The sequence below is a fragment of the Paraliomyxa miuraensis genome, assembly GCF_026337845.1.
GTDB lineage: Bacteria > Myxococcota_A > Polyangia > Nannocystales > Nannocystaceae > Paraliomyxa > Paraliomyxa miuraensis.
Genome location: NZ_JAOVZF010000144.1, coordinates 1 through 24915 on the forward strand (window position 1 = coordinate 1; position 24915 = coordinate 24915).

The window sequence follows — 24915 nt, forward strand, 5'->3', positions numbered from 1 at the left end:
AGCGTGCTACATGATCCAGGTGTCTCGGGGTCCCTGGGCCATGATGGTGAACATGCCTGGGCCATGGTCGCGAACAACGACAAACGGAACACATCGACTCCACGATCGGCACCTTCGTCGATCGAAGCTTCGTGCCCGCCACCACCAGCCAACGATGGTGCGGTGGCGGTCGAGTACATTCCTGCCACAGGAGTTTCGTTGGTCGAATCGGGCACCTCGTGGGCCCAACGGAGCGCCGTTCGGAGGGTCGATGGGTTCCGCCCGCGCGAGTTTGTGAGGGGCCTGCCCACGGCTCTGGTCGTCCACTGGCCCTTGCGATTGTCGTACGCTGTGACTGGGCCCGAATCAACTGTTTGAGCACGGGCGGAACCCATCGACCCTCCGAGAAGGCGCCTTCACCGGCAAATCCAGAGCTCGCACGAAGCCCTCACCAACCCCTCACCAACCTCGTCGTACCCGCGTCCGAGGCCGCCGCCCCTCACCACCCTCGGCATGCCCGCATCCGAAGCCGCCCGCCCGCGCCCTCAGCTCTTGGTCTGCAAGATCTTGGCCCGCAGCGACCGCGCCCAACTATCCAGATTGCTCATCGTGCTCTCGAGATCATCGGTCTCCGCCAGCTCCGCCAGCTGCTCCTCCAGCAGCTGCTTGGCCCGGCGAATCCGCCCCCTCACCGTCCCCTCGGGAATGTCGAGCACCTCCCCCAGATCCTTGGCCGTCATCGACTCCCAGTAGTAGAGCTCCAGCACGATCTGATGATCGAGCGGAATCCTCCGCAACGCCTGCAGGATCAGCAGCTGCTCCTTGCGCTGCGCGATGAGGGTGGTAGGCGAGAGCCCGAGGTCGAACACCGACGTCACCCCGAAGTCGAAGCGCTCCCCCTCCCGCCTACGCTTGCGCAAGTGCGAGCGCAGCACGTTGTGCGCCACCCCGAACAGGTACGTGCGAAAGCTCGACTGCCCCCGGAAGCGCTCCTTGCCCTCCACGCACGCGATGAACGTGCGCTGCACCAGGTCGTCCACGTCGCTTTGCACCTTGTTCGCGAAGAACCGGCAGATGCTGTCGAAGTGGCGCTCGAACAGCTCGCTGCCCGCCTTGCGGTCGCCCGTCTTCCAGGCCTCGAGCAGCTCGAGGTCGGTGCTCACGCCCACGAGCGTACCACCGACCGACCGCGGGCGGATTTGCAGGGCACCGCGCCTGCGGCATCATGAACGCCGACCCGATGGAGGACCCGCGCGAGCCCGGTGAGGCACGGACGCCCGATTCGCCGATCCGCGGTGACAGCGCTGAGTCCTGCGACGAGCCCATCCCAAGCGCCCCGGGCGAGTCCCCCGACGAGACTCGGATGGGCCCCGCCCCCGCGGTGGCCGGGGCCGACCGGCTTCGCGCGGCGTTGCGCGCCCGGCTGTTCGGCGACGAGCCCCCCTCGCGCTCGCCCTCGGACGACGACCTCCAGGACGACGACGAACGCGACCGGGCCTCGCGCTCGGGGATCATCTCCGGCCTCGACACCGACCCCGGCGATGCCGTGCGTCGCCACGTCGACGAGGAGAACGAGCCCGAGGTCGCCGGTCGGATCGGTCGCTTCCGCGTGCTCGATCGGATCGGCCGCGGCGGCATGGGGGTGGTCTACAGCGCCTATGATCCCGAGCTCGATCGCAAGGTCGCCATCAAGCTCCTGCGGGCCGATCTGCACCGCGGCCTGGCCAAGGACGACGCCCAGGCCCGCCTGATGCGCGAGGCCCAGGCCATGGCCCGCCTGTCCGATCCCAACGTGATCGTCGTGCACGAGGTGGGCACGATGGGCGATCGCGTGTTCGTGGCCATGGAGTACGTCGACGGCCAGACCCTGGGCCAGTGGCTCGCCGCGGCCAAGGACGCCAAGGGCCCGAGGACCCGGCCGACCCGGCCCGCCAAGTCGACCAAGAGGGGCAGCGTAGACCCCGAGTCCGGCGTCGCCGAGGCCACCCGGCCCTGGCGCGAGGTGCTCGACGTGTTCCTCAAGGCGGGCTCGGGACTGGCCGCGGCCCACCGCGCGGGGCTCGTGCACCGCGACTTCAAGCCCGACAACGTGCTGCTGGGCCACGATGGCCGCGTGCGCGTGGTGGACTTCGGGCTCGCGCGCTCGCTGGGCGACGACGCCAAGCCCAAGTCGGCCTCGTCGGTGGCCAAGTCGCTGCGCGAGCAGCCCGAGCTCGACAGCCTGGCCACCCCGCTCACCCGCGAGGGCGCGGTGATGGGCACGCCCGCCTATATGTCGCCCGAGCAGTATCACGGCCAGCCCGCCGACGCGCGCTCGGATCAGTTCTCGTTCTGCGTCGGGCTCTACGAGGGGCTCTATGGCAAGCGCCCGTTCGCGGGCAGCTCGCTCACCGAGCTGGTCGGCAACGTGCTCGAGGGGCACATGCGCGAGACCCCGGGCGACGCCCGGGTGCCCAAGCGCCTGCTGACCGCGCTGCGCCGCGGTCTGTCGGTGCATCCCGCCGATCGCTTCGACTCGATGGAGGCGCTGCTCGACGAGCTGCGCCGCGATCCCCTTCGCAAGTGGCGATGGGGCGGCGTGGTGCTGGGCGTGGGCATGCTGACCAGCCTGGCCACGCTGTTCGCCACCGCCGGAGACGATGCCACCGATGCCTGCGCGGGCCTCGAGCAAGAACTGCAGGGGGTGTGGGACGACACCGCGCGGCAAGAGGTCACCCAGGCCATCGAGGCCACCGAGCTGGCCTATGCGCCGCGGGTCGCCGCCACCACCGTGAAGCTGCTCGATGACTACACCGACGAGTGGGTCAAGATGGCCGCCAACGCCTGCGGCGCTGCGCTGGTGGCCCAGGGCGACGACACCGAGCATCGCCGCCGCCGTGCATGCCTCGACCAGCGCCTGGCGGAGGTGGGCGCGCTGGTCGAGGCCCTGCGGCAGCCCGACGGCGGCATGGCCGAGGCCGCGGTCAAGGCCACGGCCAGCCTCACCACCGGGCTGTCGGCGTGCGCCGATCCTCGCCGCCTGGCCGCCTACGACCTGGCCGACGGACCGCAGGCGCGCCAGGATCTCGCCGAGGCCCACGCGCGCCTGGCCAAGGCCAAGGCGATCGGCGTGCTGGGCAACTACGAAGAGACCGTGAGGCTCGCCACCGAGGTCGTCGAGCAGGCCGAGGCCGCCGACGCCGGCCCGCTCCAGGCCCTCGCCCTGCTCACCCGGGGTACCTATCGCGAGCGCACCGACGAGCCCAAGCAGGCCGAGGCCGATCTGCGCGCGGCCATCGACCTCGCCGATCGCCACGGCGACCAGGGCACGCGCGCCCAGGCCCTCATCATGCTGGTCTACGTGGTCGGCCAGGATCACGACCGCTACGAGGAGACGCTGCGCCTGGGCGAGCAAGCCCGGGCCGTGCTCGAGTACATCGACGCCGATCCCCTGCTGCTGGCCGACCTCGACAACAACCTCGGGGTGGCCGCGCGCCTCGATGGCGACCACGCCCTGTCCCTCGAGCTGCACCGCCGCAGCCACGAGCGTCGCGTGGAGGTGCTCGGCGCCGACCACCCCGACATCGGCCGCTCGCTGCTCAACATCGGCATCGCGCTGGGGGGGAGCCGCGAGCACTACGCCGAGTCCGAGGACTACCTACGGCAGGCGCTGCGCAGCCTCGAGCAAACGGTGGGCCCGCACCACCCGATCGTGGGCACCGCCCTGACCAACCTCGGCAACTGCCTCGCGCGCCAGGATCGCATGCCCGAGGCGCTGCCGCTGCAGCAGCGCGCGCTCGCGATCTTCGAGAGCGCCTTCGGGGCCGATCACGTCGCCACCCTGCGGGTCGTGTTCAACGTGGGCAAGATCCTGCAAGACGAGGGTCGACACACCGAGGCCGCCGCGTTGCTGCAGCGGGGCCTGCAAGCGCGCGAGCGCGAGCTCGGCCATGACGACGTGCGCCTGGTCGGCTGGCTCAGCCACCTCGGTCGCAGCGAGCTCGAGCTCCACCACATCGAGACCGCGCGCGCGCTCCTGGAGCGCTCGGTCACGCTGCGCACCCGGAGCGGCGACGGCGACCTGGCGCTGGCTCGCGATCAGATCCGGCTGGCGCGGACGCTGGAGGCCACCGACTTGGCCCGTGCGCGGCAGCTCATGCAGCAAGGCCGGCAGGCCTACGTGGAGAAGATCGACGGCGATGGCGGTCTACAGCGCACCACGGAATCCTCGCGCACCTGGTTGGCCGACATCGATGCCTGGCTCGCCGAGCACCCCGAGACCACGCCCAATCCCGGATGAGCGTCGGTCGGATCTGCGCAGGACTCGACCTCGGCGGGGTCGTCCCGGAAACCGGGGTTAGCCACCAACCTCGGCGGCCGTCACCTTCGTCGCGTCGCACTCGGCATCCGGCTGCCCAAGCGCCAGCGTCCCACCGGTCACGGTGAAGGTACAGCGCGCCTTGAAGGGCCCGGTGCAGACGAAGTGGCACTCGCAGCCCTTGCCCTCCTCGCACTCGCACTCCTCGTCGATGGGCATCACGGAGTCCTCGATCGTCACCGACCAACGATCGCCGTCGCGCCGGATCGAGGCCTTGGTGTTCGCGTTGCAGCTGGTGCCCATCGAGCCGATGCCGAACGGCTCGCTGAACACCAGGCCCGCTGGGCCCACGTCGACGACGTAGTGGATCCACATCGTCGCGTCTTCGTAGTCGAGCCTGACGAGCCACGGCGGCGGGCCCTTGCAGCGGGACTCGTCGCCGGAATCACACATTCGCTCGCGCGCCTCGTCGTCGCTCCTCACGGCCACCGACTCGGGGTGCTCCCTTCGCTCGCCCATGCGGACGAGGAGGTCTCGCCAGCCTTCGACCTCGGTCGCCAGCGGCCCGGTGCCATCCACACTCACGGGCTCGGCGGAAGACGATGCCTCCGCCAGCCCGACCGGGTCGGACGAGGGCGCGGGTGATGGGATCGAGGAAGTAGCGGCATGACAGGCCCCCAGCACTGTGATGATCGAGAGAACGAGCGGTCTCACCACGGCAGGGCAGCATACACCAGCCACCCGGAGGGCCTCTCGACCGCGACGCCTCGAGAGGCAGCCCTGCGAAGCAGCGAACCCGAGTCAGAGGCGCCGCTGGCCCTGGTATCCTGAGTCCGTCGTGCCCGATCCATTGTTCGTCATCGTGCTCTTCATCGCGATTGGGCTGCCGGTGCTCGTCGTCGTCGGCATCCGTCGCATGGGCGGGGTGCGAGGGGGACGAGGCGGGGTCTCGAGCGGCGTGGCCAACTGGTTGGCCGACGTCAACGCCATGCTCCAGCCCCAGCAACCCACGGCCGAGGTGCTGCGCCGGGCCAAGGAGGCCGACGAGGAGCGCGAGGGCGAGGGCGACGACGAGGATCCCGAGGCCATCGACCCGGCCCGCCGGGCGTGAGCATCCGAGTCCGAGGCTTCGCGGCGAGCGACGGGCCCAGGCCGCGGCTCAGTGGCAGGCCCAGCCGAACGCGACCACCTGCGGATGGTTGGGACACTGGCACAGGTGACCCGTGCCGAGATCGCCGAACTGGTGGCGGCAGAGCCCGTTGGACTCGAGCTGCAGCAGATGGACCATGGTGGTCTTGCACTCGGGGCACGTGGGGTACTCGGGCCCTTGTACCCACGCCGGCCAGCCACCGAGCTTGTCGCCCGAGTTCGGTTGCTGGTCGTCGTCGAGGTCTTCCATCGACTCGGGGAGCGGCACGTCCTCCTCGTAGCCCGGGAGCTCGGAAGCGCCCGGCTCCCAGCCCTGCACCAGCGCGACCGGCAGCCCGATCGGATCCTGGGCGGGCGCGGCGGGCCCCGCCAGCTCCTCGGGCGAGAGCCATCGCGCCACCACCGACTTGCCAAACGGCTGCCACGCCTCGTGGTCGACCTCGCACAGGGGCTCGGCCGAGGTGCAGTAGAACAGCTGGACCATCCCTTCGCGGTGCGGGTAGCTCAGGCCGGGCGGCAGCGTGCTCAGGTCGAGCTGCACGAACAGGTTCATCGGCTGCTCGCAACCCGGACAGCTCGGCCACGCCTCGCCCTCGCGCAAGAACGCGGCGCCGCCGAACTTGCTCGCGGTGACCGGGCCGTCGCCCTCGCGCGTCTTGGGCAGGAACGAGCTTCGAGACCAGCGCGCGACCCACTCGTCATGGCCCTCGTCCGTGCCCTCGTCGTCCATCTCGAGGAAGGCGAGGGGATCGGGGGCGCGCTTCGCTTCGGTCCGTGCACTCTCGCCCTCCGCGGCCAGCCGGCGCGCTTGCTCGATCACCGTCGCGGCCAGCCGATCGTCGTCGGCAAACACGTCGTCGATCTCGTCGCGCTCGAGCAGCCACTCGCTGAGCACGCTGCCGAGATCGTCCTTGCCCGCGGCCCCTGCGAGCTGGTCGGCGAAGTCGTCCACCAACCCGCGCCACGGAGACGCGAATTCGACGAGCCCGTCTTGCTCGAGGCACTCGAGGACTCGACCCGCGAGGCGTATCCAGGGGACGCTGATGCCCCGAGCCTAACCCAGGGCCAGCATCGCGCGCACCTGCGCTCGGCTCGATGCCCGGGCGCCACCGCGCAACGCGCGCAATCTGCTCCCAGGCGCACCCTGCTGCTACCGTGGGCCCGTGCGATCGCTCGCCATCTCCACGATCGTCCTCCTGCTCGCTGCGTGTCCGCCCCGCTCCGATGCCACGGTCGACCCCGAGCCCACGGACCACACGTCTGCTCCCGCCGCAAACGAGGGGGCCGCGGCTCCGTCGTGCGCCGAGCTGCCGCCCGCCGAGTCGGCCCAAGCGGCGGCCGAGCAGGGCATGCAGCGGCTCGAGCAGTCTCGTGACGGCGAGCACTATCTCTCCGGTCCGTTCGAGGAGGCGATGGCCCAGCTGCGCACCGCGGCCGAGCAGGGCCATCGCGAGGCGCAGTCGCTCTACGGTCGGACCTTGTTCGAGGTTCGCTTCCTCGCGCAGGCGCCCACGCCCGAGGAGCGCGAGGACTACGTCGCCGCCTTCACGTTCTTGCGCATCGCCGCGCTACGGGGCGATCCCGCCGTCGATGGCTACCTGCCGGGACTCGGCGATCCGCAGCCGCTGGTCACCGAAGAGCCGCTCTCCCAGCTCCCCGCCGAGTGGCTCGCGGAAGCCTGGGCCAACGCCGACGCATGGATGACCTGCCATGGATCCATCGTGGGCGATCGCGGCGCGCAGTGATCACGCGCAACCGTCTTCGTCCTTCGTCTCGCCCTTCCGCTCTCAGCGCCCCGCTGGGTCGACCATGTTGATCCAGCCTCGCAGCTTCTGGATGTCGGCGTGCGACAAGGGGATCCGCTCGGTGACGTTCACCGAGGCCCCCTGGGCGGTGATGCTGGCGATGGTGATGGTGAAGGCGAAGGGCGCCTGGCCTTCATCTCCCTCCGTACCGAGGCACAGCTGCACGTGGCTGCCGGTTGCGTCGCGTGGTCCCGAGAAGCAAATGAGGGCCGTCGTCTGTTCCTTGCTCATCGTCGTTCCGTGGCCGCCCGCATGACACCACAGATCGCACGCTTCGTTGTCGGCTACTCGTCGATCACCACGGTCACCGCCGACAGCGCCATCAGGCTGGCCGACAGGGTCTGGTCGCCGTCGTCGATGCGCTGGTCGCCGAGGTAGGCCCAGTCGGCCTCGCGGTGGGCCACCATGGTCAGGGCGTCGGCATCGGCGTCGCCCAGCATCTCGTCGTCGTAGTCGAAGGTGAGCACCACGGGGCGGTCGAAGGTCAGGCCCATCGGCTCGATCACGTAGAGGTCGCTCGCCGCTCCCTCGGGGCCCGGGACCACCTCGATGGTGATCTCCACGTTCTGCTCGAGCGCTCCGGCGGGGATCGAGAGCGCCATGCGCCCGTCGTCCGACACCACCACACCGCCCTCGCTGCCGATCCCCTCACCCTCGAGATCGAGCACGTCGCAGCCGGTGGCGAAGGTCGAGGCCAGGAGCAGCGAGGCGAAGGCGGTGCGAGCGGTGAGCATGGCGGGGTTCCTTCAGGAGGACCTGGGTGATTGAGCTCCGCTCTCACCCGTTGTCCTACCTCATCCTGCACTACCCCCACCTCATTACAAGAGGAATTTTTCAAACCACACCCAACCCTTTTGTATCCAAATGTGTTTTGAAATACAATCAATGACTTATGAGACGAGCTTTGAGTAGGAATCCGATCCACCTCAGCTCTTTTCCCCTTCCCCCACGCTGGTCCACCTACACGCGCATATCCCGCGGGCCTGGCCTCGCCCGATGAGGGTGCCACCCGTGGCGCGTGTTCTTCGCAGCGGCGGCCAAACGACAGCCCGCCGCGAGCCCTCCCGTGAGCTCCCGGTCGTCGAGGGTCGCGCGAGTCCGCGGTGCCGGCCTACGCCAGCTGCACGTCGGTATCGAACTCGCGGGTCACGGCCTTCTCGTCGAGGTCGACCATGAACACCCGGGCCTTGCCCTGGTGTCCGTCGAACTCGGTGAGCAGCCAGATCTCCACCGCCCAGGTGCTGGTGTTGGCCAGGCACGGAGGCGCCCAGCCGATCACCACCGGTCCGCCCAGTCCGTCGCCCGAGCGAGCCGCCGCCGCCCGTTGGTAGCTCGGCGTGTTCTTGACCGTCTCCACCGCCAGATCGGCCACCGCCGGCCGCACCTGCTTGCGCCACGCGCTCATGAAGCGGAAGTCCTCGATCTCCACCGATCCCGGCGTCATCAAGGCCACGTAGCTCTCGCTGCTGTCGAGGTCCCCGTAGTCGGGCACGTCGAACTCGGGGTAGAGGTTGCCCTCGGCGATCTCCTCGTCGCGGTCCTCGATGAGCGCGTCGAGCCGCTCGAGGTCGAGCGCCCGGTAGCACGCCAGGATCCGCAGCAGCGCGTACTTGCTGGGGATCTGGTGGTCCCAGTCGAGCACCGCTCGCACCCCGATGAACGAATTGTCGCCGAACGCCATCACGTCGGGGATGGTGTCGGCCAGCTGCTGGAGCTGCTCCTCCGTGGGTGCCTTGTTCTGGTCCTGCAGCCGCACGTGCACCTTGAGCTCGTGGCGCAGGACGTGACGGACCTTCTCCGCATCGCGCTCGCGGTTGCTGCTCACCGGTCGCCGACCGCCTTCCTCGGCTCGTTGGCCGCTCCAGCTCTCGTTCCCGCGCTCGCGTCCACCTGGTGCACGGCGAGGCGAAGGCCGTCGATGACACGCGCCACCAGGCCGGGCTTGAGCTTGAGGCTCGCGGGATGAACGATGAGCCGACTGGTGACGTGCATGATCGTCTCGACCTCTGCTAGGCGATTTTGCCGGAGCGTCTCCCCGCTCTCCACCAGATCGACGATCTGGTCGGCCAGGCCCGTGATCGCGCCCAGCTCCACCGAGCCGTAGAGCGGGATGATCTCGGGCGAGATTCCCTTCGAGGAGTAGTGGCGGCGCGCCAGGTTGGGGTACTTGGTCGCCACGCGCAGCTCCATGCCGCGCCGAAGACGCGCCGGACGATCCATCGGCTCGGCCACCGCCAGGCGGCAGGCCCCGATCCCGAGATCGACCGGCTCGTAGAGATCGTGCCCCTGCTCGCGCAGGGTGTCGGAGCCCGCGATGCCCACGTCGGCCACGCCGTGCTCCACGTAGGCGGGCACGTCGCTCGGCTTGACCAGCAGCGCCTTGCCGCCGCCCGGCAGCGCGAACATCAGGCGGCGATCGTTGGCCTCGCGGAGCTCGCCCATGTCGACGCCCGCCGCGGCCAGCAGCTCCAAGGCTGGCGCGAGGATGCGTCCCTTGGGCAGGGCCAGGGTCAGCGCCGCTTCGAACACGGGCACCCTTTCTACTCTGGTTTCAGCCTGGAGCGCCATGAAAGCGCTCGATCCGGGCTCCGAGCCCCCGTAGGCGCTTCTCGATGGCCTCGTAGCCCCGGTCGAGGTGATACACCCGGCGGACCTCGGTGGGGCCATCGGCCACCAGCCCGGCCAGCACCAGGGACGCCGACGCCCGCAGATCGGTGGCCATCACGATGGCTCCAGAGAGCGGCGTGGACCCTCGCACCGCGGCCGAGTTGCCGTTGACGTGGATGTCGGCCCCCATGCGGCCGAGCTCGGGCACGTGCATGAAGCGGTTTTCGAAGATCGTCTCGGTGAGCAGGCTCTGCCCGTGCGCCTGGGTCGCCAGCACCATCAGCTGCGCCTGCATGTCGGTCGGAAAGCCGGGATAGGGGCGGGTGGTGACGTCGATGGGGCGCAGCTGCTCGGGCCCGCGCACGTGCAGCCCGTCGGAGGTCACGTCGCAGCTCACCCCCGCCTCCTGCAGCTTGGCGATCACCGCGTGCATGTCGTCGACCGGAGCGTCGCGCAGCAGCACGTCGCCGCGGGTGATCGCAGCGGCCACCGCCATGGTGCCGGCCTCGATCCGATCGGGCACCACCGCATGATCGATGCCCCCCAGCGAGTCGACGCCCTCGATCTCGATGACCGGCGTGCCGGCCCCGCTGATGCGTGCCCCCATCTTGTTGAGGAACCGCGCCAGCTCCTGCACCTCGGGCTCGCGGGCCACGTTCTCCAGGCGCGAGGTGCCGCGCGCCAGCACGGCGCCCATCATCACGTTCTGGGTGCCGCCCACGGTCACCGTGTCGAACACCACCGACGCGCCGTGCAATCGCCTGGCGCGTAGCTCCACGTAGCCGTGCGAGAGCTCGATCTCGGCCCCGAGCGCGGCGAACCCCTTGAGGTGCTGATCGATCGGCCGCGCTCCGATCGCGCACCCGCCCGGCAGCGACACGCGAGCGCGGCCGTAGCGGGCCAGCAGCGGGCCCATCACCGTGACCGACGCGCGCATGGTCTTGACCAGGTCGTAGGGCGCCTCGAGGCCGCCCCTGGCCACGCCCTCGGGGTCGATCGACAGCGTGCGATCACCCCCCACCTGGCAGCCCAGCCGCTCGAGCAGCTTGCCCATGGTGCGCACGTCCGAGAGCCGCGGTACGTGCCGCAGCGTGGTCTTGCCCTCGCCCAGGAGCGCCGCGCACTGGATCAGCAGTACCGCGTTCTTGGCCCCGTTGATGCGGACCTCGCCCTGCAGGCGCTCCCCTCCGTGGATGACGATCTTGTCCATGATGGCTCTCCTCGACGTCCCTCGGCCGCCGTGTCATTCCGCGAACGGCCCGTGCTCCTCGTCGGCCGCGCGCCTGGTCCGCTTGCGCAGGCGATCCGCGTGGGCGAGCTGGTCGCGTAGTCTCGTCTCCTCGTCGACGAGCTCCGCCGGGCGCTCCCAGCCGGTGGCGGCCAGGCTGCCGGGGCAGCCGTCGATGGCCTCGAGCGTCCAGGTGCGGACCACGGGACCGAAGCTCCCGTCGTGCAGCGGCTGCGCAAAGCGATGATCCACGCGCGTCCGGGACCAGATCGGCCGACCATGGTCCACCGAGATCAGCGTCTTGCGCTCGGCGCTGATGCCCAGCCCGGGGCCGTGGCCGTCGGACCAGCGGCTGTGGATCCACGCATGCAGCTCGCCGTCGTGCTCGTAGAGGCCGGCCAGCGTCTCTTGCCACGGCCCGACCACGCAGGTGAGCGCGTGGGCGTCGACCCCTCCGCCGCCGGTCTGGGGATCGACGCACGCCGCGCGGCTGCACTTGCCCCCCACCCGCAGGCCGCTCCAGTGCTCGCCCACCGCCGTCAGGCGACCCGGGAGCTGGGGCCAGCCGAGCGCCAGCGCGTCTTCCATGGGATCCCACGTGCGCGCCATGCAGGCGGCCGTGGGCGACGCCGGGCCGACCAGCTCGCCGGTCAGGTACACGTCGCGCGTGGCTCCCTCTCGCTCGGCCCGCAGGCCCTGGTAGAACAGGTGCGCGGGCACGACGAGCTCGGAGGGCAGCGGCCCGTCCTCGAGCGGACGCTCGGGCTTCTGCCGCGGATGCCGGCCCACGATCAGGCTCGCCACGTTGTCCTCCTCGAAGCGCAGCGCGGGCTCGTAGCTCGTCGAGAGCCGATAGGCGTGCGGGCAATCCTCGGGCGGTACCTGCCAGCCGAGCTCCACCGACCATGCCTCGGCAGCGGCGAGCTCGATGCCGTAGGCCGCGAGCGCCTGGTGAAGCGGCGGCTCCTCCATCATGCTGCCCGGCGCCGGGCCTCCGCACCCGAGCGCGACCAACGGCACGGCGGCAGCCAGCACGGCGGCCAGCCCGATCCGCGCCCGCTCGGCGGCTCGTGGACCCGGGGCCGCGGCAGCGGCGTGGCGGGCCCCGAGCGCGAACGCGAGCGTCATCGCCGGCAACGATGCCCCAGCCCCGTCACCCCGGCAAATCGCGGAAAAGTTGCCCCTGGGGCGCGTCTCGTGGATGGGTGACGCATGTTTCGTCGCCCTGGTCAACGATTTCTCTGCGGGCGCCTGGCCGCGCTCGTCGTCGCTGCGAGCCTCGGGAGTGCCGCGGGGCCGGCGATGGCCGCCAACAGCCTCGCCACCCCGATCACCGCCGAGCTCACCCAGGATCTGTGGCCGGTGGAGCTCGGGGTCGAGATCGTCGCGGTGGGCCCGCCACTGGGGGAAACCTCGTCATCGCGGGCCCTGGCCAGCACGCTGATGCCCACGCGCTCGGTCACCGTTCCCGACGGTCGGCGCGTCTCGTTCTCGCACGCGGTCTGGACCCCGCGCGGTCGCCGAGCCTTCACCGTGGACGTGGCGGCGCACCAGCACCCTCGCGGCGAGATCGAGATCGAGTGGGATCTGCTCGTGGAGGATGCGCCCTACGAGACCGTCAGCGTGGGCGAGTATCTGTTGCATCGGCTACGTTTCGGACCGCGGCCGGGCGTGGAGGACGAGCGCGTTCGCGTCTCGCGGGCCGACATCGTCACCACCCGGGGCCGTCCGCACCTGGAGACGGTGGAGATCGACGGACAAAAGTACGAAATTCGGGTATTCGCGCTGAGCGTGCGCGGTTGACACCCACCCGCGCCATGATATCCCTTGGCCGCGGACGACCAACGCGTCCCGCGTTGGCCGACACCGCCCGGAGACTCGACGATGCGCCCACTCCTCGCTCGCCTCGCCCCCTTCGCCCTGCTCGCCCTCCCGCTGATGATGGCGTCCGCGATCAGCTGCAAGCCCGACTACCCGCAGTGCAAGAAGGACAAGCACTGCAAGGTCGACCTCGGAGAGAAGTGCGTCGACGGTTCGTGTCAGAACTGCACCACCGATGCCGATTGCACGGGCAAGGGACCCGGCGGCACCAACTGGGTCTGCCACGAATTCCGCTGCACCGATCCCGCCGCGGTTCCGGCCGATGGCGCCGGCGGTCCGGGTAGCCTCGGCTCGCCCTGCACGCAGACGATCGATTGCTCGGGCGGGCTCGTGTGCACCGCCGGCAAGTGCTCGCAGTGCACCGACGACATCGAGTGCAACGGGGGCACCTGCGATCTCGCCACCGGCACCTGCATGGTCGCGGGCGGCGGTGGGTCCTGCACCACCGACGACCAGTGCGCCATGGACGAGATCTGCGACGGCGGCATGTGCGTGTTCTCGGACATCGGCTCGGGCGGCGCCAACCCCTGTGGCCTGGACGCGGTCTACTTCGGCTTCGACAGCCCCAAGATCGAGGACGACGCGGCCCAGCAGCTGCGCGACGTGGCCGAGTGCCTCAAGAACAACGGCGGTCTGGTGTACCTCGAGGCCCACGCCGACACGCGCGGCACCGAGGAGTACAACATCATGCTCACCGACAAGCGCGGACAGACGGTCAAGAAGTTCCTCGAGGATCTCGGGGTGACCGGCGAGAACATGCAGGTCATCTCCAAGGGCTCGCTCGAGGCCACGGGGACCGACGAGGCCGGCATGAAGCAGGATCGACGCGTCGAGTTCGTGTTCCCGTAGGGCCGGCAGGTCGACGTATGCGGAGCTCCACGTTCCCCCACTCCATCGTCACTCGCAGCCGCTCGCTCGCCCTGGTGGCCCTGTGGGCCCTGGGCGCGGGCTCGGGCTGCATCGCCCTCAAGGCCGATCAAGACGAGATCGCCAAGGAGGTCGACAAGCTCCGCAAGGAGGTCCTCGCCAGCAACGAGACGGCCGAGCGCAACCAGGCGCTCGCCGACGAGGTCGAGGCCAAGCTCAAGGAAGTCGAGGAACTGCTGCGACGCAACCAGGCCGACCTGGGCCTGCGCGTGGAGAACCTCGAGCTACAGGTGCAGGAGCTGCGCGGCGCGGCCGAGAACGCCGACTACATGGCCACCGCGGCCAAGCAGGAGCTGCTCGAGCTGCGGGCCGACCTCGACGCGCGGATCACCGCGCTCGAGGAGAAGCTCAACGAGGCCACCAACATCCCCGAGAGCAAGACCGAGCTGCTGGCCGAGGCCGAGAAGCACATGGGCAAGCGCAACTACAAGCAGGCCCGGCGGCTTTACCGGACCTACGAGTCGCGCTACCCCGGCGACGCGCAGATGCCCGACGTGCGCTTCAAGATCGGGCTGACCTACTTCAGCGAGCGCGACTACAAGAGCTCGCTGGGCGAGTTCTACCGCATCATCCAGGACTCGCCCGAGTCGCCGATCGTCCCCGACGCGCTCTACTACTCGGGCCTGGCGTTCGCCAAGCTGGGGCAGTGCAACAACGCCATCGCCTACTTCGAGGCCCTGACCGAGAAGAAGATGAAGGCGCCGCAGAACTACAAGGACAAGGCCGCCGAGCAGATCGGGATCCTCAAGAAGGACAAGGGCGAGCTGTGCATGGACAAGGCCGCCGAGGGCGGGCAGTAGACGCGCCCTTCGCGTGGCGACGCTCGGCCGAGCCTCTCGTCGGGGTCTCTCTCACCTCGGGCGTCGAGTCGGGGTAGGATCCGCCCTCGGGGCGTCCTTGCCGTGCCGAAGAAACCCGAAGTGATCGTGCTCTCTGCGCTCGCCGAGGGACAGTTCGGCCTCTCGAAGGCAAAGGCCGATGCGCTCGTGGAGGCAGCCGAGGTCTGCCTGCACCACAACGAGCATCGCAACGGTGTGCGCCTGCAGATCTCCGGTCGCAGCTCCGCGAGCCACACCCTCGAGTTCTCGTCCCCGAGCAAGGCCGCGCTCAGGGCCAACGCCGATCTCCGAGAAGCCGTGGAGGACGGCGCCACCGCCGTTGCCATCGCGGTCGTGACTCGCACGACCGACTACCGCGTGGTGGAGCGATCGTTCAGGACCACCGGGATCGACTGGTGGCTTGGTCGACAGGACGGCGTGTTCGAGGCTCGCCTCGAGGTCTCTGGCATTCTAAAGGGGCCTCACCGCGTGGGCTCGCGGGTCCAGGAGAAGCTCGAGCAAATGCAGCAGAGCGATGCGACGGGCCGTCCCGGCTACGCCGCGGTCGTCGAGTTCAGCGCCCCCGAGGCGAGGATCGCGGAGAAGGCATGACCCGGCACGTCGCACCGCATCGCGCGGCGATGGAGGCCCTCGACGAGGCACAGAGCGCGCGTCGACGACGAGACGAGCGCGGCGCCCGGGCGGCCATGCGGCGCGCGTTCGTGCTCGAGACGCAGGCCGCAGAGCTCGTGCCGGAGGAGCTCGAGCCCACGCGCTCGATACTGTTTCGCAGCGCCGCTTCGCTCGCGGCGGAGCTGGGGGACACGATCGAGGCGCGCCGGCTCGCGATCGCCGGATTGCGCGGCAACACCCCGGCCGACCTCAAGGCGGAGCTGTTCGAATTGCTCGACGGCCTCGTGCCCCGGCGCGTTCCGGCGAGCGAGGCAACCATCGTCCAGCAATTGCGAATCCACCAGGTCGCGCCAGGGGGGCGCGCGCTCACGATTCCAATGCTCGCGGAATTGCAGGCGCTGTGGGTCCGAACGATCGATGACTTCACGGTCGGAATGAACGACCCCGTGTTCCTCGATGCCGGCACCGGATCCTTCGTGATTCGCTACGAGATCTCGGGTGACCACGCCGACCAGTCACGGCTTCGGTCCGCGCTGGCCGAATTGCGCGATGTCTCCGAGATCCTCCTGGAGTCCCGCCTGCGGCAGGGCGCTCCGGAAGCCCGCGAGGAGCACCTGCAGCGCATTCACAGCGTGCTCGAGCTGCTGACCGCGCTGACCGAGGCCAACGTGGTGCTGGAGGTCACGACCGCGGCCGGGCGGGCCGAGGCAGAGTCATTCGAGCTCCATCCTCCCTCCCGAGAAGATCTCGAGGGATGGCAGAGGATGGCTTCTTCTCGGATCCCATCGGAAGACGTGCCGCAGGCCGACGATCTCGAGCGCGTCCTTCGCTTCGTCGAGATCGTGTCCTCGGGACAGTACCCCACGCCGGAGACGCTGAGCGTCGTCAGCCGACAGGTCAACTACTATCGACGCGCGACCGAGATCCTCGGCTACGTGCGCGACCGCGTGCTCACGCCCAGCGGTCGATTGCTGGTGCGGCTGACGGGCTCGGATCGGTGGATGGACGTCCTCGAGCACGTCACCACGAGCAACGTGGGAAGCGCGTGGATCGACTGGAGCGGCGAGACGAATTTCGTCGACATCGATCCCGCGTCGGCCAGGGCGTTCTTGGCCGAGACGGCCATTGGACTCAGCGATGCGACCATGCGGCGTCGTGCGCTGACCCTGTCGACCTGGCACGCCAAGCTCGTGGAGATGACGTCGCCGTGATCGTCGTGAGCACGCCGAGACCACCTGGCGCTTCGTGCGGGTGGGCCTGCGACGTTGCGGTCCACTCGTACGGCTTGGCATCGTGGCGCGCTGCGAAGGGTCGTAGTGGGGTGTATTGCAGTCGACACCCGGACCGGTAGGCTACGGCGCAGTGCCCAAGCCCAACGAGAGCCCGCGCTTCTCGCTCGCGGAGGACGACGCGGTGGCGTGGCTCCGTCGGCTCGGCGATGCGTCGGTCGATCTCGTCATCACCGATCCCCCGTACGAGTCGCTCGAGAAGCACCGGGCCGTCGGCACCACGACTCGGCTCAAGCACTCCAAGGCCTCGAGCAACGACTGGTTTCGCATCTTCCCGAACGCTCGCTTCGGGGAGCTGTTCGAGGAGCTCTACCGGGTCCTTCGCAACGACCGGCACTTCTATCTCTTCTGCGACCACGAGACCGCGTTCATCGCCAAGCCCGTCGGCGAAGCCGCCGGCTTTCGGTTCTGGAAGCCGCTCATCTGGGACAAGGTCGCGATCGGCATGGGCTATCACTATCGAGCGCGCTACGAGATGATCCTCTTCTTCGAAAAGGGGAAGCGAAAGCTCGATGACCTGGGCATTCCCGACATCCTCCAGGCCAAGCGAATCCTCCGTGGCTACCCGACGGAGAAGCCGGTCGAGCTGTCGGAGATCCTGGTGGGGCAGAGCACGAGGCCGGGAGAGCTCGTGCTCGATCCCTTCATGGGGTCGGGAAGCGTCGGCGCGGCCGCAGTGGGAGCGGGGCGGGACTTCGTCGGCTGCGACATCGCCCACGAGGCCGTCGAGGTGACCCGGCGGCGATTGCTCGAGCAGGGTGCCGTCCACGACTCGGGTCTCATCGTGCGTGATGCCGATGGCCGGGCCGACCAGCTCTCGCTCGGCGTCACGGAGCGCGCGCCCGAGGGACCGCCGTAGGCAGGCGCAGCGTGCCGCGGGGCGGGCTCACGGCTAGCGAAAGTACGCCCTGCCCGAGGCGAACCCGACCACCCCGCGCGCCCGCGGCCGCACCATGTCGTACGGCAGCTCGTCGGGCGCCCCCGGGCGCACCATCTCGATCTCGAACTGCACCCCGGGCGCCTCGATCGTGCGCAAGAACTCCAGCGAGTAGTGCCGGGCCTCGTCCTCGTCGGCGGCGAGCACGGTCAGCCCGCGGGTGTAGCCCTGCACGTCGCGGGGCCAGTACTCGGGCACCTCGCCGGCCTCGACGCGGGCGGTCACGGTGAAGGCGCTCACCTGCGGCGCGTCGCCGTGATCGACCTCGTTGAGGGTGTTGAGCACGTGCGCGGTGATCCAGTCGCGCTGCCCGGCTCGACGCGCCACCTCGCGTGCCTCGCCCCGCAGGCCCCGCTGCCACAGCGCCTCGAACACCTCCTCGAACACCAGGCTCGCGTAGCTCGGGCTCAGGTTGTCGCTCATCGACGAGTCGGTGAGCAGCTCGAGCGCGCCGTAGAGCATGCGCAGCGCCTCGTCGAGGTGGGCCTCGCCCTGGCCGTGGGCCAGGTACCACGAGCCGAGCACGGCCAGGGTCAGCGGGCTCTCGGGATCGGCCCGCAGCGCCTTGTCCATGGCGGTCATGGCCTCTTCGGGCTGGCCCATGCGGTAGAGCGTGATCGCCAGGTTGTACCAGGCGCCCGCGTGATCGGTCTCGAGGGTGAGCGCGAGCTCGAAGCGCTCGACCGCCTGCTCGAACTCGTCGAGGTCGGACAGGCAGATCCCGTGCTCGACCAGGATGTCGACGTTGATCGGATCTTCGTCGAGGTACTGCTCGTAGACCCCAGCCGCCTCCTCGAGGCGACCATTGCGACGCAGCAGGGCACCGAGCGCCGCGGCGGCCTCGTACATGGTGCCGGGCTCGTCGTCGGAGTCGAGCGCGTTGCGGTAGCAGTCCTCGGCCTCGTCTTCCTCGCCGAGCCGCTCGAGCACCGCACCGAGGTTGTAGTGCGCCAGCGAGCCCATGGCGTTGGCCTCGATGGCGCGCCGGAAGGCATCGCGCGAGGCCGGCAGCTCGCCGCGGAGGTCGTGCACGTTGCCGAGCGCGATGAGGATGTCGGGCTCGTCCGAGAGCTCGTCGGCGGCTCGCCGCGCCAGTATGATCGCGTGGTCGAGGTCCCCCATGTCGCAGAGGGCCCGGATCCACATGCAGTAGAGCGGGATGAGGTCGTGGGTGGGGAGCTCTGGTTCCCACGCGCTACGGAGCATGCGAACCGCCGAGCTGGATGCTCCTTCGTCCAGGAGCGTGGCCACGGCATCGAGTTGAGCGCGGATCGTCATCGTCGGCGCAGCAAGAGGGAGCGAGCAAGCAAAAGAGGTGGAGCGGGGTACGGGATTCTTGCCATGGCGCCGTCGCGCTGGCAATTCCTGATTCGCGCGCAGTGGCCCTCGTGGGTGGGCTGTGCGGCCGTTCGGGCCCTCGCGCGGGCGCGCGTGGCCGTGGCTCCAGACGCGAGACGCTCGCGGATGTCTTGCCAGAACGTGCCATGGTGCGAAGCAGACAGCGCAGTGCGTGGCAGGGGCGTGAGTCGTTGCTCCGGTGCGTTCGAGCTGGCTCGAACGCCGGCTCGGAGCGCCGTCGAACGCTGGTCCCGTCCGCCCGAAGGAGCACGAGCATCCGAGGAGCGCAATCGCGAGCGCGCGCACGCAACCGGAGCACGCCCCCCGGCCCGCCCTTGCCCCCGCGTCCTTGCACGGATCCTCACCGAGGATACCCCGGGTGGCTCGAGGATGCGTGAGAAAAGCTCACGTCGTCCGAAGAGTGGGAGATCCGGGTCCCAGCGCGGTTCTTCGAGCGCCCACTGAGGTCGGGGCACGCGACTCGAGGTCGCCGATACCGCCGCAGCGTGTCGGCAGGCCGGTCGACGCCGAGGACGCCACGGGGGCGACCCCATGAGCAGCCCACGAGCAAACCAGTCGAGCACGAGGGATCGAGCGAGGCACGGTCATCGTGCAAGGGCATGGGCGTCGAGCTGCCCGACGAAGCGAGGCCGCGCTAGGTCAACGGGGAAGCGCTCGTTCCGTCCACACCAAGGGGCGGCCGGAGCGATCGCAGCGATTGCTTGCGTAGCGGTCGTGGTGTGGTCACCATTCTCCCATGATTTTCGCGATGCGACAGGGAGCTCGCTGGGGGGCGGTGCTCGTTGCCATTGGATTGCTCATGGGGCCGCTGCCCAGCGTACGGGCGGCGGACGATCCCGAGGACGAGGAAATCGAGGATGGCGAGGAGACCGAGGCCCCGGTCGTCCGTGGGGCCGCCGATGTCAAGATCGAGGTCAAGCTCGAGTCGGGCCGGGTGGTCAAGCCCGAGAGCGCGGTCCATGTCGACTACGGCGTCCAGACCGGCGTCGAGCTGCAGGCCGACGGCTCGAAGCACCAGTTCCAGCTCACCATCATGCCCAAGGGCGACGGCAAGAAGGAGGTCGCGATCACCGTCGGCTACGACCGCGATGGCGAGCCGATCGTGGCGCCCTACACCTTCGATGCGAAGGTCAAGAAGCGCGAGGTCCTGCGCATCGAGGGCGGCATGGCGCTGGCGTTCACCATCACGCCCAAGAAGGTCGACGGCGAGCAGGCGCCTGCCCCCGACGAGGAGCAGCCCACCGAGCCGGTCGAGAAGCCGAAGCCCAAGGACAAGATCGAGGTCTGCGAGGAAGACGACCCGCTCTGCGGCATCAAGTAGCCGCCACGCCCTCGCTCACCAAACCGGCTCGACGCCGCGCGCTCTCCACGAGAGCCGCGGCGTCGCTGCTTGGAGGCGTGGGACCGCCAAGACCCGGCCGGCCCACGCCTCACCCAGCGTGATCATGTCGGGCATCGCGTGGAGCTGGATGGCAGCGTGCTCGAACGGCTCGGCCACGCGTAGTCGATCGAGGGCACGGCGACCGATCGCCCAGCCGAGCTTGGCGTGGACCACGGTCGCGCCGTCGAAGAACACCTCGCCGCTGCGCCCGTCGTGGAGGCGAACGCTCGCGCGCAGTCGATGGTGGCCACGACGTGCGATCGTGGCGACCTCCTCGAGCGTGCGTGGTGATGGCCGTCGGCCGAAGCGAGTGAAGTCGATCGCGGCGCTCATCGGGTGCCTGGGGTGGGCGGAGCATGAGCGATCGATGTCACGGCTCGATCGCACGCAGGCAAGACCTGCGCGACGCACGGGTTACGGTCTCACGTCGTCGGTCGGTGCTCCGGCTCGGCTCGTTGCGCTCGCGCTGGGCGCGGAAACGGTGGCGCGGGTGCGGCAGTCGAGGGGCTTCGCTATCGTGCGGGGACCACCCGATGGACTGTCCCGATGCCCACGTGCTCGCTGCGCTCGGTGAGGGCTCGCTGTCCGCGTCCGAGCGCACGCAGGTGGAGGAGCACATCGATGCGTGCTCGGTGTGCACCGAGCGGGTGGCGGAGCGGCCCCGAGCCGATGCCTCGGGGTCGAGCTCGGATGCCCTGGCCACGATCTGGAGCGGTCCGACCGCGTCCGACCAGGACTCGAAGGGCTCGAAGGGCTCGAAGGGCTCGGATCCGCTCCGCCGTCTGGGGCGGTACGTGCTCCTCGAGCGGCTGGGCGCGGGGGCGATGGGCGAGGTCCATGCGGCCTATGATCCCGAGCTCGATCGCAGGGTCGCGCTGAAGATCCTGCGCCCCAACCTTCGCCGCGGGGCGTCGCAGAGCGTGGGGCAAGCTCGGCTGCTTCGCGAGGCGCAGGCCACCGCATCGCTCTCCCATCCCAACGTGATCACCGTCCATGACGTGGGCTCGGTGGGCTCGCAGGTCTTCATCGCGATGGAGCTGGTCGAGGGCGTCGACCTGCGTCGCTGGCAAGAGGAAGGCGGGCGATCGTGGGCCGAGGTGCTCGCCGTCTATCTACAGGCAGGCGAGGGCCTGGCCGCAGCGCACGGTGCAGGGCTGCTGCATCGCGACTTCAAGCCCGACAACGTGCGCCTGGGACACGATGGGATCGCTCGGGTGCTGGACTTCGGCCTGGCCAAGGCCACGGGGGACGAGACCAACCGCGAGGGTCCACGTGAGCTCTCCGGTTCCTTGCTCGGCAGCGGCGAGCTGACCATGGCCGGTACGGTGCTCGGTACGCCCGCGTACATGGCTCCCGAGCAGCTACGCGGTGACGTGCTCGATGCACGCGCCGACCTGTTCTCGTTCTGCGTTGCGCTGTGGGAGGCGGTTCATGGCGAGCGTCCGTTCCACGGCACGACCTTCGAGACGCTGCGGGCGGCGATCGTGACCGGTGCGATCGCGGCCCCGCCCGCGAGCCGTCACGTGCCGGCCTGGCTCGATCGGGCGCTGCGGCGGGGGCTGGCACCCGATCGCGAGGCACGGCCCCCCTCCATGCGAGCGCTGCTCGACGTGCTGCGCAGCGGGCTGGGCCGCCGGCGACGGTGGCTCTCGGGCATCGGCCTGGGGCTCGGCTTCTGCGTGGTGGCGGGGCTGGCCTACTGGCAGGGACGCGCCGAGCACGAGTCGGTTCCCGCGGCAGCCCCGTGCGCCGGAGCGCCGGCGCGGGTGGAAGGTGTGTGGCCAGCCGCTCGTCGCAGTGCGATCGAGGCGGCCTTCGACGCCACGGGTCTGCCCTTCGCTCGCGCCTCGTGGAGCAGCGTGGATCAGTCGGTCGCCGGCTATCTCGAGCGCTGGCAGACGGGCTCGTGGAAGCCTGCGAGGCCACGCACGTGCTCGGTACGCAGTCCGCGGACCTGCTCGATCGACGCATGGCTTGTCTGGATCGACGGTTGGGCGAGCTCGATGCGTTGCTCGCCTTGATGGCCGAGCCCGACGCCGCCCTGGTCGAGCGCGCCCCTCGAGCGGTGGCCGGGCTGCCGGGCCTCGATGCGTGCGCCGATGCGGAGGGCCTGGCTCGGACGCGACCGCTGCCCGAGGATCCCGAGCTGCGCGCTTCGATCGAGCACGCCCAGGCTCGCCTCGATCGCGTGGACGCGCTGGCCCTGGCGGCTCGCTACCAGGATGCCCACGCCCTCGTGCTCGAGCTGACCGAGCTGACCGAGACGCTCGGCCACGACCCCTTGCACGCGGCCGCCCTCGTCGAGCTCGGTGACCTACAGGATCGTCGGGGCGATCCCCGCACCGCAGAGCCCACGCTGCGGCGGGCGCTGGCGATCGCCGAGGCGGCGGGCGACGACGCGGTGGCGGCCTCGGCCTTTGCCTCGCTCGTGTACGTGGTGGGCCTGGAGCTGGCGCGAGCCGACGAGGGACGACAGCATGCCGAGCTCGCCGCCGCCAAGTCGACGCGGCTGGGTGATCCGGCCGAGCTGCGACGGGAGATCCTCGCCAACCGTGCGATGCTCGAGTACGGGGCGGGCGACACCGAAGCGGCGCGCGCCTGGGCGCAGGAGGCCATCGAGCTGGTCGAGACCCACTGGGGCCCCGATGCGCTGCAGCTGCAGTCCTTGCTCGACTTGCTGGGGTCGATCCACCGCGTGCGTGGCGAGCGAGCACCCGCCGAGGCGGCCTTCCGCCGCGCGCTGGACCTCGTCCACCGACGCCTGGGCCCCGAGCACCCCGCCGCGGCTCCTTCGCACGGAAACCTCGCGACCGTGCTCTACAGCGACTCGCGCCACGAGGAGGCGCTCGAGCACGCCGAGCGGGCGCTGTCCCTGTTCCAGAGCGTGGACGAACGGACCCCGTTCGTGGCCAGCGCGCTCAACAACGTCGCCAACATCCACACCGCGCTCGACGACCACGCCGAGGCGCTCGCCATGCACGAGCGGGCGCTGGCCGTGCGCGTTGCGATCTTCGGCGAGCGGCATCCCGACGTGGCGCAGTCGCTCGACGGCATGGGCTCCGCCCTGGTCGCCCTGGGTCGTGCCGAGGAGGGACTGGCCCGTCACCGAGAGGCGCTGGCGATGCACCTCGAGTTGCTGGGCGACGAGCATCCGGCCCTGGCCTATGACCACCAGGGCATCGGCCGTGCATTGCTCGAGCTCGGACGGCCCCAAGAGGCGCTCGCTCCGCTCGAGGCGGCGCTCGTGCTGCGGAGCGAGCCTCACGACGTCGATCCGGTGGAACGGGGCGAGACGGAGCTGGTCCTGGCCGAGGCCCTGGCGACGGCCGGTGGCGATCGCGAGCGCGCGCGGGCGCTGCTGCTGCGCGCGACCGAGGACCTGAGCGACGCCCCGGATCACGCCAAGGCGCTACGTCGGGTGCAGCGGCTGCTCGGCGAGCGCCCGACACCATGAGGTGGAAGCGTGCAGGTGTCAGGTTGACAGAGGCCACGATGCCCGACCGCCAGCGCGTCACGTGCGGGCCTCGAGCGATCGCGCCGATCCATGCGCTCGGCCCGGTTCTCGGGCTCCGGGGCGTTGGCACATGGCTTGCTCTTCGCGTGGGGCGTGACCAACGTCGACACGATCGCCGGAGTGATGCTCGGCACCGCGCTCGGGGACAGCCTGGGCCTTCCGCACGAGGGACTGCACCCCGCGAGGATCGCCCGGAGGTTGCAGCGGCGTCCGCTGGGGCACGGCATGCTGCTGTCGCGGGGGCTGCTCAGCGACGACACCGAGCACACCTGCATGGTCGCACGCGCGCTGCTGTCTTCGGGTGGTGAGGTCGATGCGCTGCGGCGCTCGCTGTCGCGGCAGCTGCGGTGGTGGGTGGCCATGCTGCCCCCGGGGGTGGGGTTGGCGACGTTGCGCGCGTCGCTGCGCTTGCTCGTGGGGATCGATCCCCGGCGCAGCGGCGTGCGCTCGGCCGGCAATGGGCCCGCGATGCGATCGGCGTTGCTGGGTGTGTGCGCGCGGGACGACGCGCACCTCGTCGAGCTGGTGCGGGCGTCCACGCGACTGACCCACACCGATCCGCGGGCGGAGGACGGCGCGACGGTCGTGGCGAGGCTGGCTCGGTGGGCCAGCGGGGGTGGGGGCTCGATGGAGTCGATCGTGTGTGCGGTGGAGGATGCCGAGCTCGCGCAGCGGCTCGGGCGGGCGATCGAAGCGGCCATGGCGGGGGTGGAGCTCGAGGTGCATCGGAGCGACGCTGGCTACGAGCGGGGGGTCTCGGGCTTCGTCGTGCACACCGTACCGGCCGCCGTGTACTGCTTCGTTCGTCATCGTGGACGGCCCGCAGCCGTGCTCGAGGCTGCGGTTCGGCTGGGCGGAGACACCGACACCGTGGGGGCGATCGCAGGCGCGCTCGTGGGCGCCGAGGTGGGTGCAGGCCGATTGCCCACCGCGTGGGTGCAGGGGATCCGCGACTGGCCGATCTCGGTGGCGCACATCGAGGCGCTGGCGCGGGCGCTGGCGGAGGGCGGAGTGCCTCCGCCCGCTCCCGGGCTCGGCATGCTGGTGCGCAACCTCGGGATGGTCGGGCTCGTCCTCGGGCACCTGATGCTGCGGATGCTCGGTCGCTAGT

General features: G+C 70.1%; 24 protein-coding genes. 13 read left to right on the top strand and 11 right to left on the bottom strand.

The features are described 5' to 3' along the window. Positions 1 to 524 precede the first annotated feature (524 nt). Positions 525 to 1142: an RNA polymerase sigma factor gene (locus OEB96_RS10800; RefSeq protein ID WP_266215468.1), complete on the bottom strand. Its 618-nt coding sequence runs from the start codon at positions 1140 to 1142 to the stop codon at positions 525 to 527. Between the two features lie 62 nt (positions 1143 to 1204). Here OEB96_RS10800 and OEB96_RS10805 point away from each other — a divergent pair, with 62 nt between their 5' ends. Next, the gene (locus OEB96_RS10805) at positions 1205 to 4258 is read left to right on the top strand and encodes a serine/threonine-protein kinase (protein WP_266215469.1); all 3054 of its coding nucleotides are present in this window, start codon (positions 1205 to 1207) and stop codon (positions 4256 to 4258) included. A 57-nt stretch (positions 4259 to 4315) separates the two neighbouring features. Here the strand turns inward: OEB96_RS10805 and OEB96_RS10810 are convergent, their stop codons facing one another. Then, a complete protein-coding gene (locus OEB96_RS10810; RefSeq protein ID WP_266215470.1) occupies positions 4316 to 4993 on the bottom strand; it encodes a hypothetical protein in 678 nt (225 codons plus the stop codon). 121 nt (positions 4994 to 5114) lie between these two features. On the opposite strand from OEB96_RS10810, the gene OEB96_RS10815 reads away from it, so the two are divergent. Then, positions 5115 to 5387 (top strand): hypothetical protein, encoded by a 273-nt coding sequence (locus OEB96_RS10815; protein WP_266215471.1) that lies wholly within the window; start codon positions 5115 to 5117, stop codon positions 5385 to 5387. 48 nt (positions 5388 to 5435) lie between these two features. On the opposite strand, the gene OEB96_RS10820 is transcribed toward OEB96_RS10815, so the two are convergent. Then, positions 5436 to 6377, bottom strand: coding sequence for a DUF1963 domain-containing protein (locus OEB96_RS10820; protein WP_266215472.1), 942 nt, complete (start codon positions 6375 to 6377; stop codon positions 5436 to 5438). Between the two features lie 211 nt (positions 6378 to 6588). Between OEB96_RS10820 and OEB96_RS10825 the strand changes: the two genes are divergently transcribed. Next, a complete protein-coding gene (locus OEB96_RS10825; protein ID WP_266215473.1) occupies positions 6589 to 7170 on the top strand; it encodes an SEL1-like repeat protein in 582 nt (193 codons plus the stop codon). Between the two features lie 42 nt (positions 7171 to 7212). On the opposite strand, the gene OEB96_RS10830 is transcribed toward OEB96_RS10825, so the two are convergent. From OEB96_RS10830 to OEB96_RS10855, 6 genes are all read right to left on the bottom strand, one after another. After that, entirely contained in the window at positions 7213 to 7461 is a 249-nt protein-coding gene (locus OEB96_RS10830) for a hypothetical protein (RefSeq protein ID WP_266215474.1), read from the bottom strand. Between the two features lie 53 nt (positions 7462 to 7514). Beyond that, positions 7515 to 7964: a hypothetical protein gene (locus OEB96_RS10835; protein WP_266215475.1), complete on the bottom strand. Its 450-nt coding sequence runs from the start codon at positions 7962 to 7964 to the stop codon at positions 7515 to 7517. A gap of 377 nt (positions 7965 to 8341) precedes the next feature. Then, on the bottom strand, positions 8342 to 9055 hold the full coding sequence (locus OEB96_RS10840; RefSeq protein WP_266215476.1) for a hypothetical protein: 714 nt from the start codon (positions 9053 to 9055) through the stop codon (positions 8342 to 8344). Then, complete coding sequence (hisG, locus tag OEB96_RS10845) at positions 9052 to 9765, bottom strand: ATP phosphoribosyltransferase (RefSeq protein ID WP_266215477.1); 714 nt, start codon at positions 9763 to 9765, stop codon at positions 9052 to 9054. Before hisG ends, OEB96_RS10840 begins: the two co-directional genes overlap by 4 nt. A 16-nt stretch (positions 9766 to 9781) precedes the next feature. Further along, a complete protein-coding gene (gene murA, locus OEB96_RS10850; protein WP_266215478.1) occupies positions 9782 to 11047 on the bottom strand; it encodes a UDP-N-acetylglucosamine 1-carboxyvinyltransferase in 1266 nt (421 codons plus the stop codon). Between the two features lie 33 nt (positions 11048 to 11080). Next, a complete protein-coding gene (locus OEB96_RS10855; protein ID WP_266215479.1) occupies positions 11081 to 12193 on the bottom strand; it encodes a hypothetical protein in 1113 nt (370 codons plus the stop codon). 174 nt (positions 12194 to 12367) lie between these two features. On the opposite strand from OEB96_RS10855, the gene OEB96_RS10860 reads away from it, so the two are divergent. From OEB96_RS10860 to OEB96_RS10885, 6 genes are all read left to right on the top strand, one after another. Next, positions 12368 to 12868 carry a hypothetical protein gene (locus OEB96_RS10860; RefSeq protein ID WP_266215480.1) on the top strand — a complete coding sequence of 167 codons (501 nt, stop codon included), beginning with the start codon at positions 12368 to 12370 and terminating at the stop codon, positions 12866 to 12868. 81 nt (positions 12869 to 12949) lie between these two features. Next, positions 12950 to 13795: an OmpA family protein gene (locus tag OEB96_RS10865; RefSeq protein WP_266215481.1), complete on the top strand. Its 846-nt coding sequence runs from the start codon at positions 12950 to 12952 to the stop codon at positions 13793 to 13795. 17 nt (positions 13796 to 13812) lie between these two features. Further along, positions 13813 to 14673: a tetratricopeptide repeat protein gene (locus OEB96_RS10870; protein WP_266215482.1), complete on the top strand. Its 861-nt coding sequence runs from the start codon at positions 13813 to 13815 to the stop codon at positions 14671 to 14673. A 120-nt stretch (positions 14674 to 14793) separates the two neighbouring features. Then, the gene (locus OEB96_RS10875) at positions 14794 to 15303 is read left to right on the top strand and encodes a hypothetical protein (RefSeq protein WP_266215483.1); all 510 of its coding nucleotides are present in this window, start codon (positions 14794 to 14796) and stop codon (positions 15301 to 15303) included. After that, positions 15300 to 16535 carry a hypothetical protein gene (locus tag OEB96_RS10880; protein ID WP_266215484.1) on the top strand — a complete coding sequence of 412 codons (1236 nt, stop codon included), beginning with the start codon at positions 15300 to 15302 and terminating at the stop codon, positions 16533 to 16535. The genes OEB96_RS10875 and OEB96_RS10880 overlap by 4 nt, the downstream gene beginning before the upstream one ends. Positions 16536 to 16686: 151 nt before the next feature. After that, entirely contained in the window at positions 16687 to 17472 is a 786-nt protein-coding gene (locus OEB96_RS10885; protein WP_266215485.1) for a DNA-methyltransferase, read from the top strand. A gap of 33 nt (positions 17473 to 17505) precedes the next feature. On the opposite strand, the gene OEB96_RS10890 is transcribed toward OEB96_RS10885, so the two are convergent. After that, positions 17506 to 18801, bottom strand: a complete 1296-nt coding sequence (locus tag OEB96_RS10890) for a tetratricopeptide repeat protein (RefSeq protein WP_266215486.1) — start codon at positions 18799 to 18801, stop codon at positions 17506 to 17508. 856 nt (positions 18802 to 19657) lie between these two features. Here OEB96_RS10890 and OEB96_RS10895 point away from each other — a divergent pair. Then, a complete protein-coding gene (locus tag OEB96_RS10895) occupies positions 19658 to 20230 on the top strand; it encodes a hypothetical protein (RefSeq protein ID WP_266215487.1) in 573 nt (190 codons plus the stop codon). A gap of 15 nt (positions 20231 to 20245) precedes the next feature. On the opposite strand, the gene OEB96_RS10900 is transcribed toward OEB96_RS10895, so the two are convergent. Then, positions 20246 to 20623, bottom strand: coding sequence for a hypothetical protein (locus OEB96_RS10900; protein WP_266215488.1), 378 nt, complete (start codon positions 20621 to 20623; stop codon positions 20246 to 20248). 200 nt (positions 20624 to 20823) lie between these two features. Here OEB96_RS10900 and OEB96_RS10905 point away from each other — a divergent pair, with 200 nt between their 5' ends. The 3 genes from OEB96_RS10905 (at position 20824) to OEB96_RS10915 (ending at position 24914) form a co-directional block, all read left to right on the top strand. Next, a complete protein-coding gene (locus tag OEB96_RS10905) occupies positions 20824 to 22311 on the top strand; it encodes a serine/threonine-protein kinase (protein ID WP_266215489.1) in 1488 nt (495 codons plus the stop codon). Beyond that, positions 22260 to 23744 carry a tetratricopeptide repeat protein gene (locus OEB96_RS10910; protein WP_266215490.1) on the top strand — a complete coding sequence of 495 codons (1485 nt, stop codon included), beginning with the start codon at positions 22260 to 22262 and terminating at the stop codon, positions 23742 to 23744. Before OEB96_RS10905 ends, OEB96_RS10910 begins: the two co-directional genes overlap by 52 nt. Before the next feature lie 153 nt (positions 23745 to 23897). Further along, a complete protein-coding gene (locus tag OEB96_RS10915; protein WP_266215491.1) occupies positions 23898 to 24914 on the top strand; it encodes an ADP-ribosylglycohydrolase family protein in 1017 nt (338 codons plus the stop codon). The last annotated feature ends 1 nt before the right edge of the window (position 24915 follow it).

Coding starts and splice junctions, on each gene's coding strand:
- OEB96_RS10805 (WP_266215469.1), top strand. CDS start 1,205: ATGAACGCCGACCCGATGGAGGACCCGCGCGAGCCCGGTGAGGCACGG.
- OEB96_RS10830 (WP_266215474.1), bottom strand. CDS start 7,461: ATGAGCAAGGAACAGACGACGGCCCTCATTTGCTTCTCGGGACCACGC.
- OEB96_RS10835 (WP_266215475.1), bottom strand. CDS start 7,964: ATGCTCACCGCTCGCACCGCCTTCGCCTCGCTGCTCCTGGCCTCGACC.
- murA (WP_266215478.1), bottom strand. CDS start 11,047: ATGGACAAGATCGTCATCCACGGAGGGGAGCGCCTGCAGGGCGAGGTC.
- OEB96_RS10855 (WP_266215479.1), bottom strand. CDS start 12,193: ATGACGCTCGCGTTCGCGCTCGGGGCCCGCCACGCCGCTGCCGCGGCC.
- OEB96_RS10860 (WP_266215480.1), top strand. CDS start 12,368: ATGGCCGCCAACAGCCTCGCCACCCCGATCACCGCCGAGCTCACCCAG.
- OEB96_RS10865 (WP_266215481.1), top strand. CDS start 12,950: ATGCGCCCACTCCTCGCTCGCCTCGCCCCCTTCGCCCTGCTCGCCCTC.
- OEB96_RS10870 (WP_266215482.1), top strand. CDS start 13,813: ATGCGGAGCTCCACGTTCCCCCACTCCATCGTCACTCGCAGCCGCTCG.
- OEB96_RS10880 (WP_266215484.1), top strand. CDS start 15,300: ATGACCCGGCACGTCGCACCGCATCGCGCGGCGATGGAGGCCCTCGAC.
- OEB96_RS10895 (WP_266215487.1), top strand. CDS start 19,658: ATGCGACAGGGAGCTCGCTGGGGGGCGGTGCTCGTTGCCATTGGATTG.
- OEB96_RS10900 (WP_266215488.1), bottom strand. CDS start 20,623: ATGAGCGCCGCGATCGACTTCACTCGCTTCGGCCGACGGCCATCACCA.
- OEB96_RS10905 (WP_266215489.1), top strand. CDS start 20,824: ATGGACTGTCCCGATGCCCACGTGCTCGCTGCGCTCGGTGAGGGCTCG.
- OEB96_RS10910 (WP_266215490.1), top strand. CDS start 22,260: ATGGCTTGTCTGGATCGACGGTTGGGCGAGCTCGATGCGTTGCTCGCC.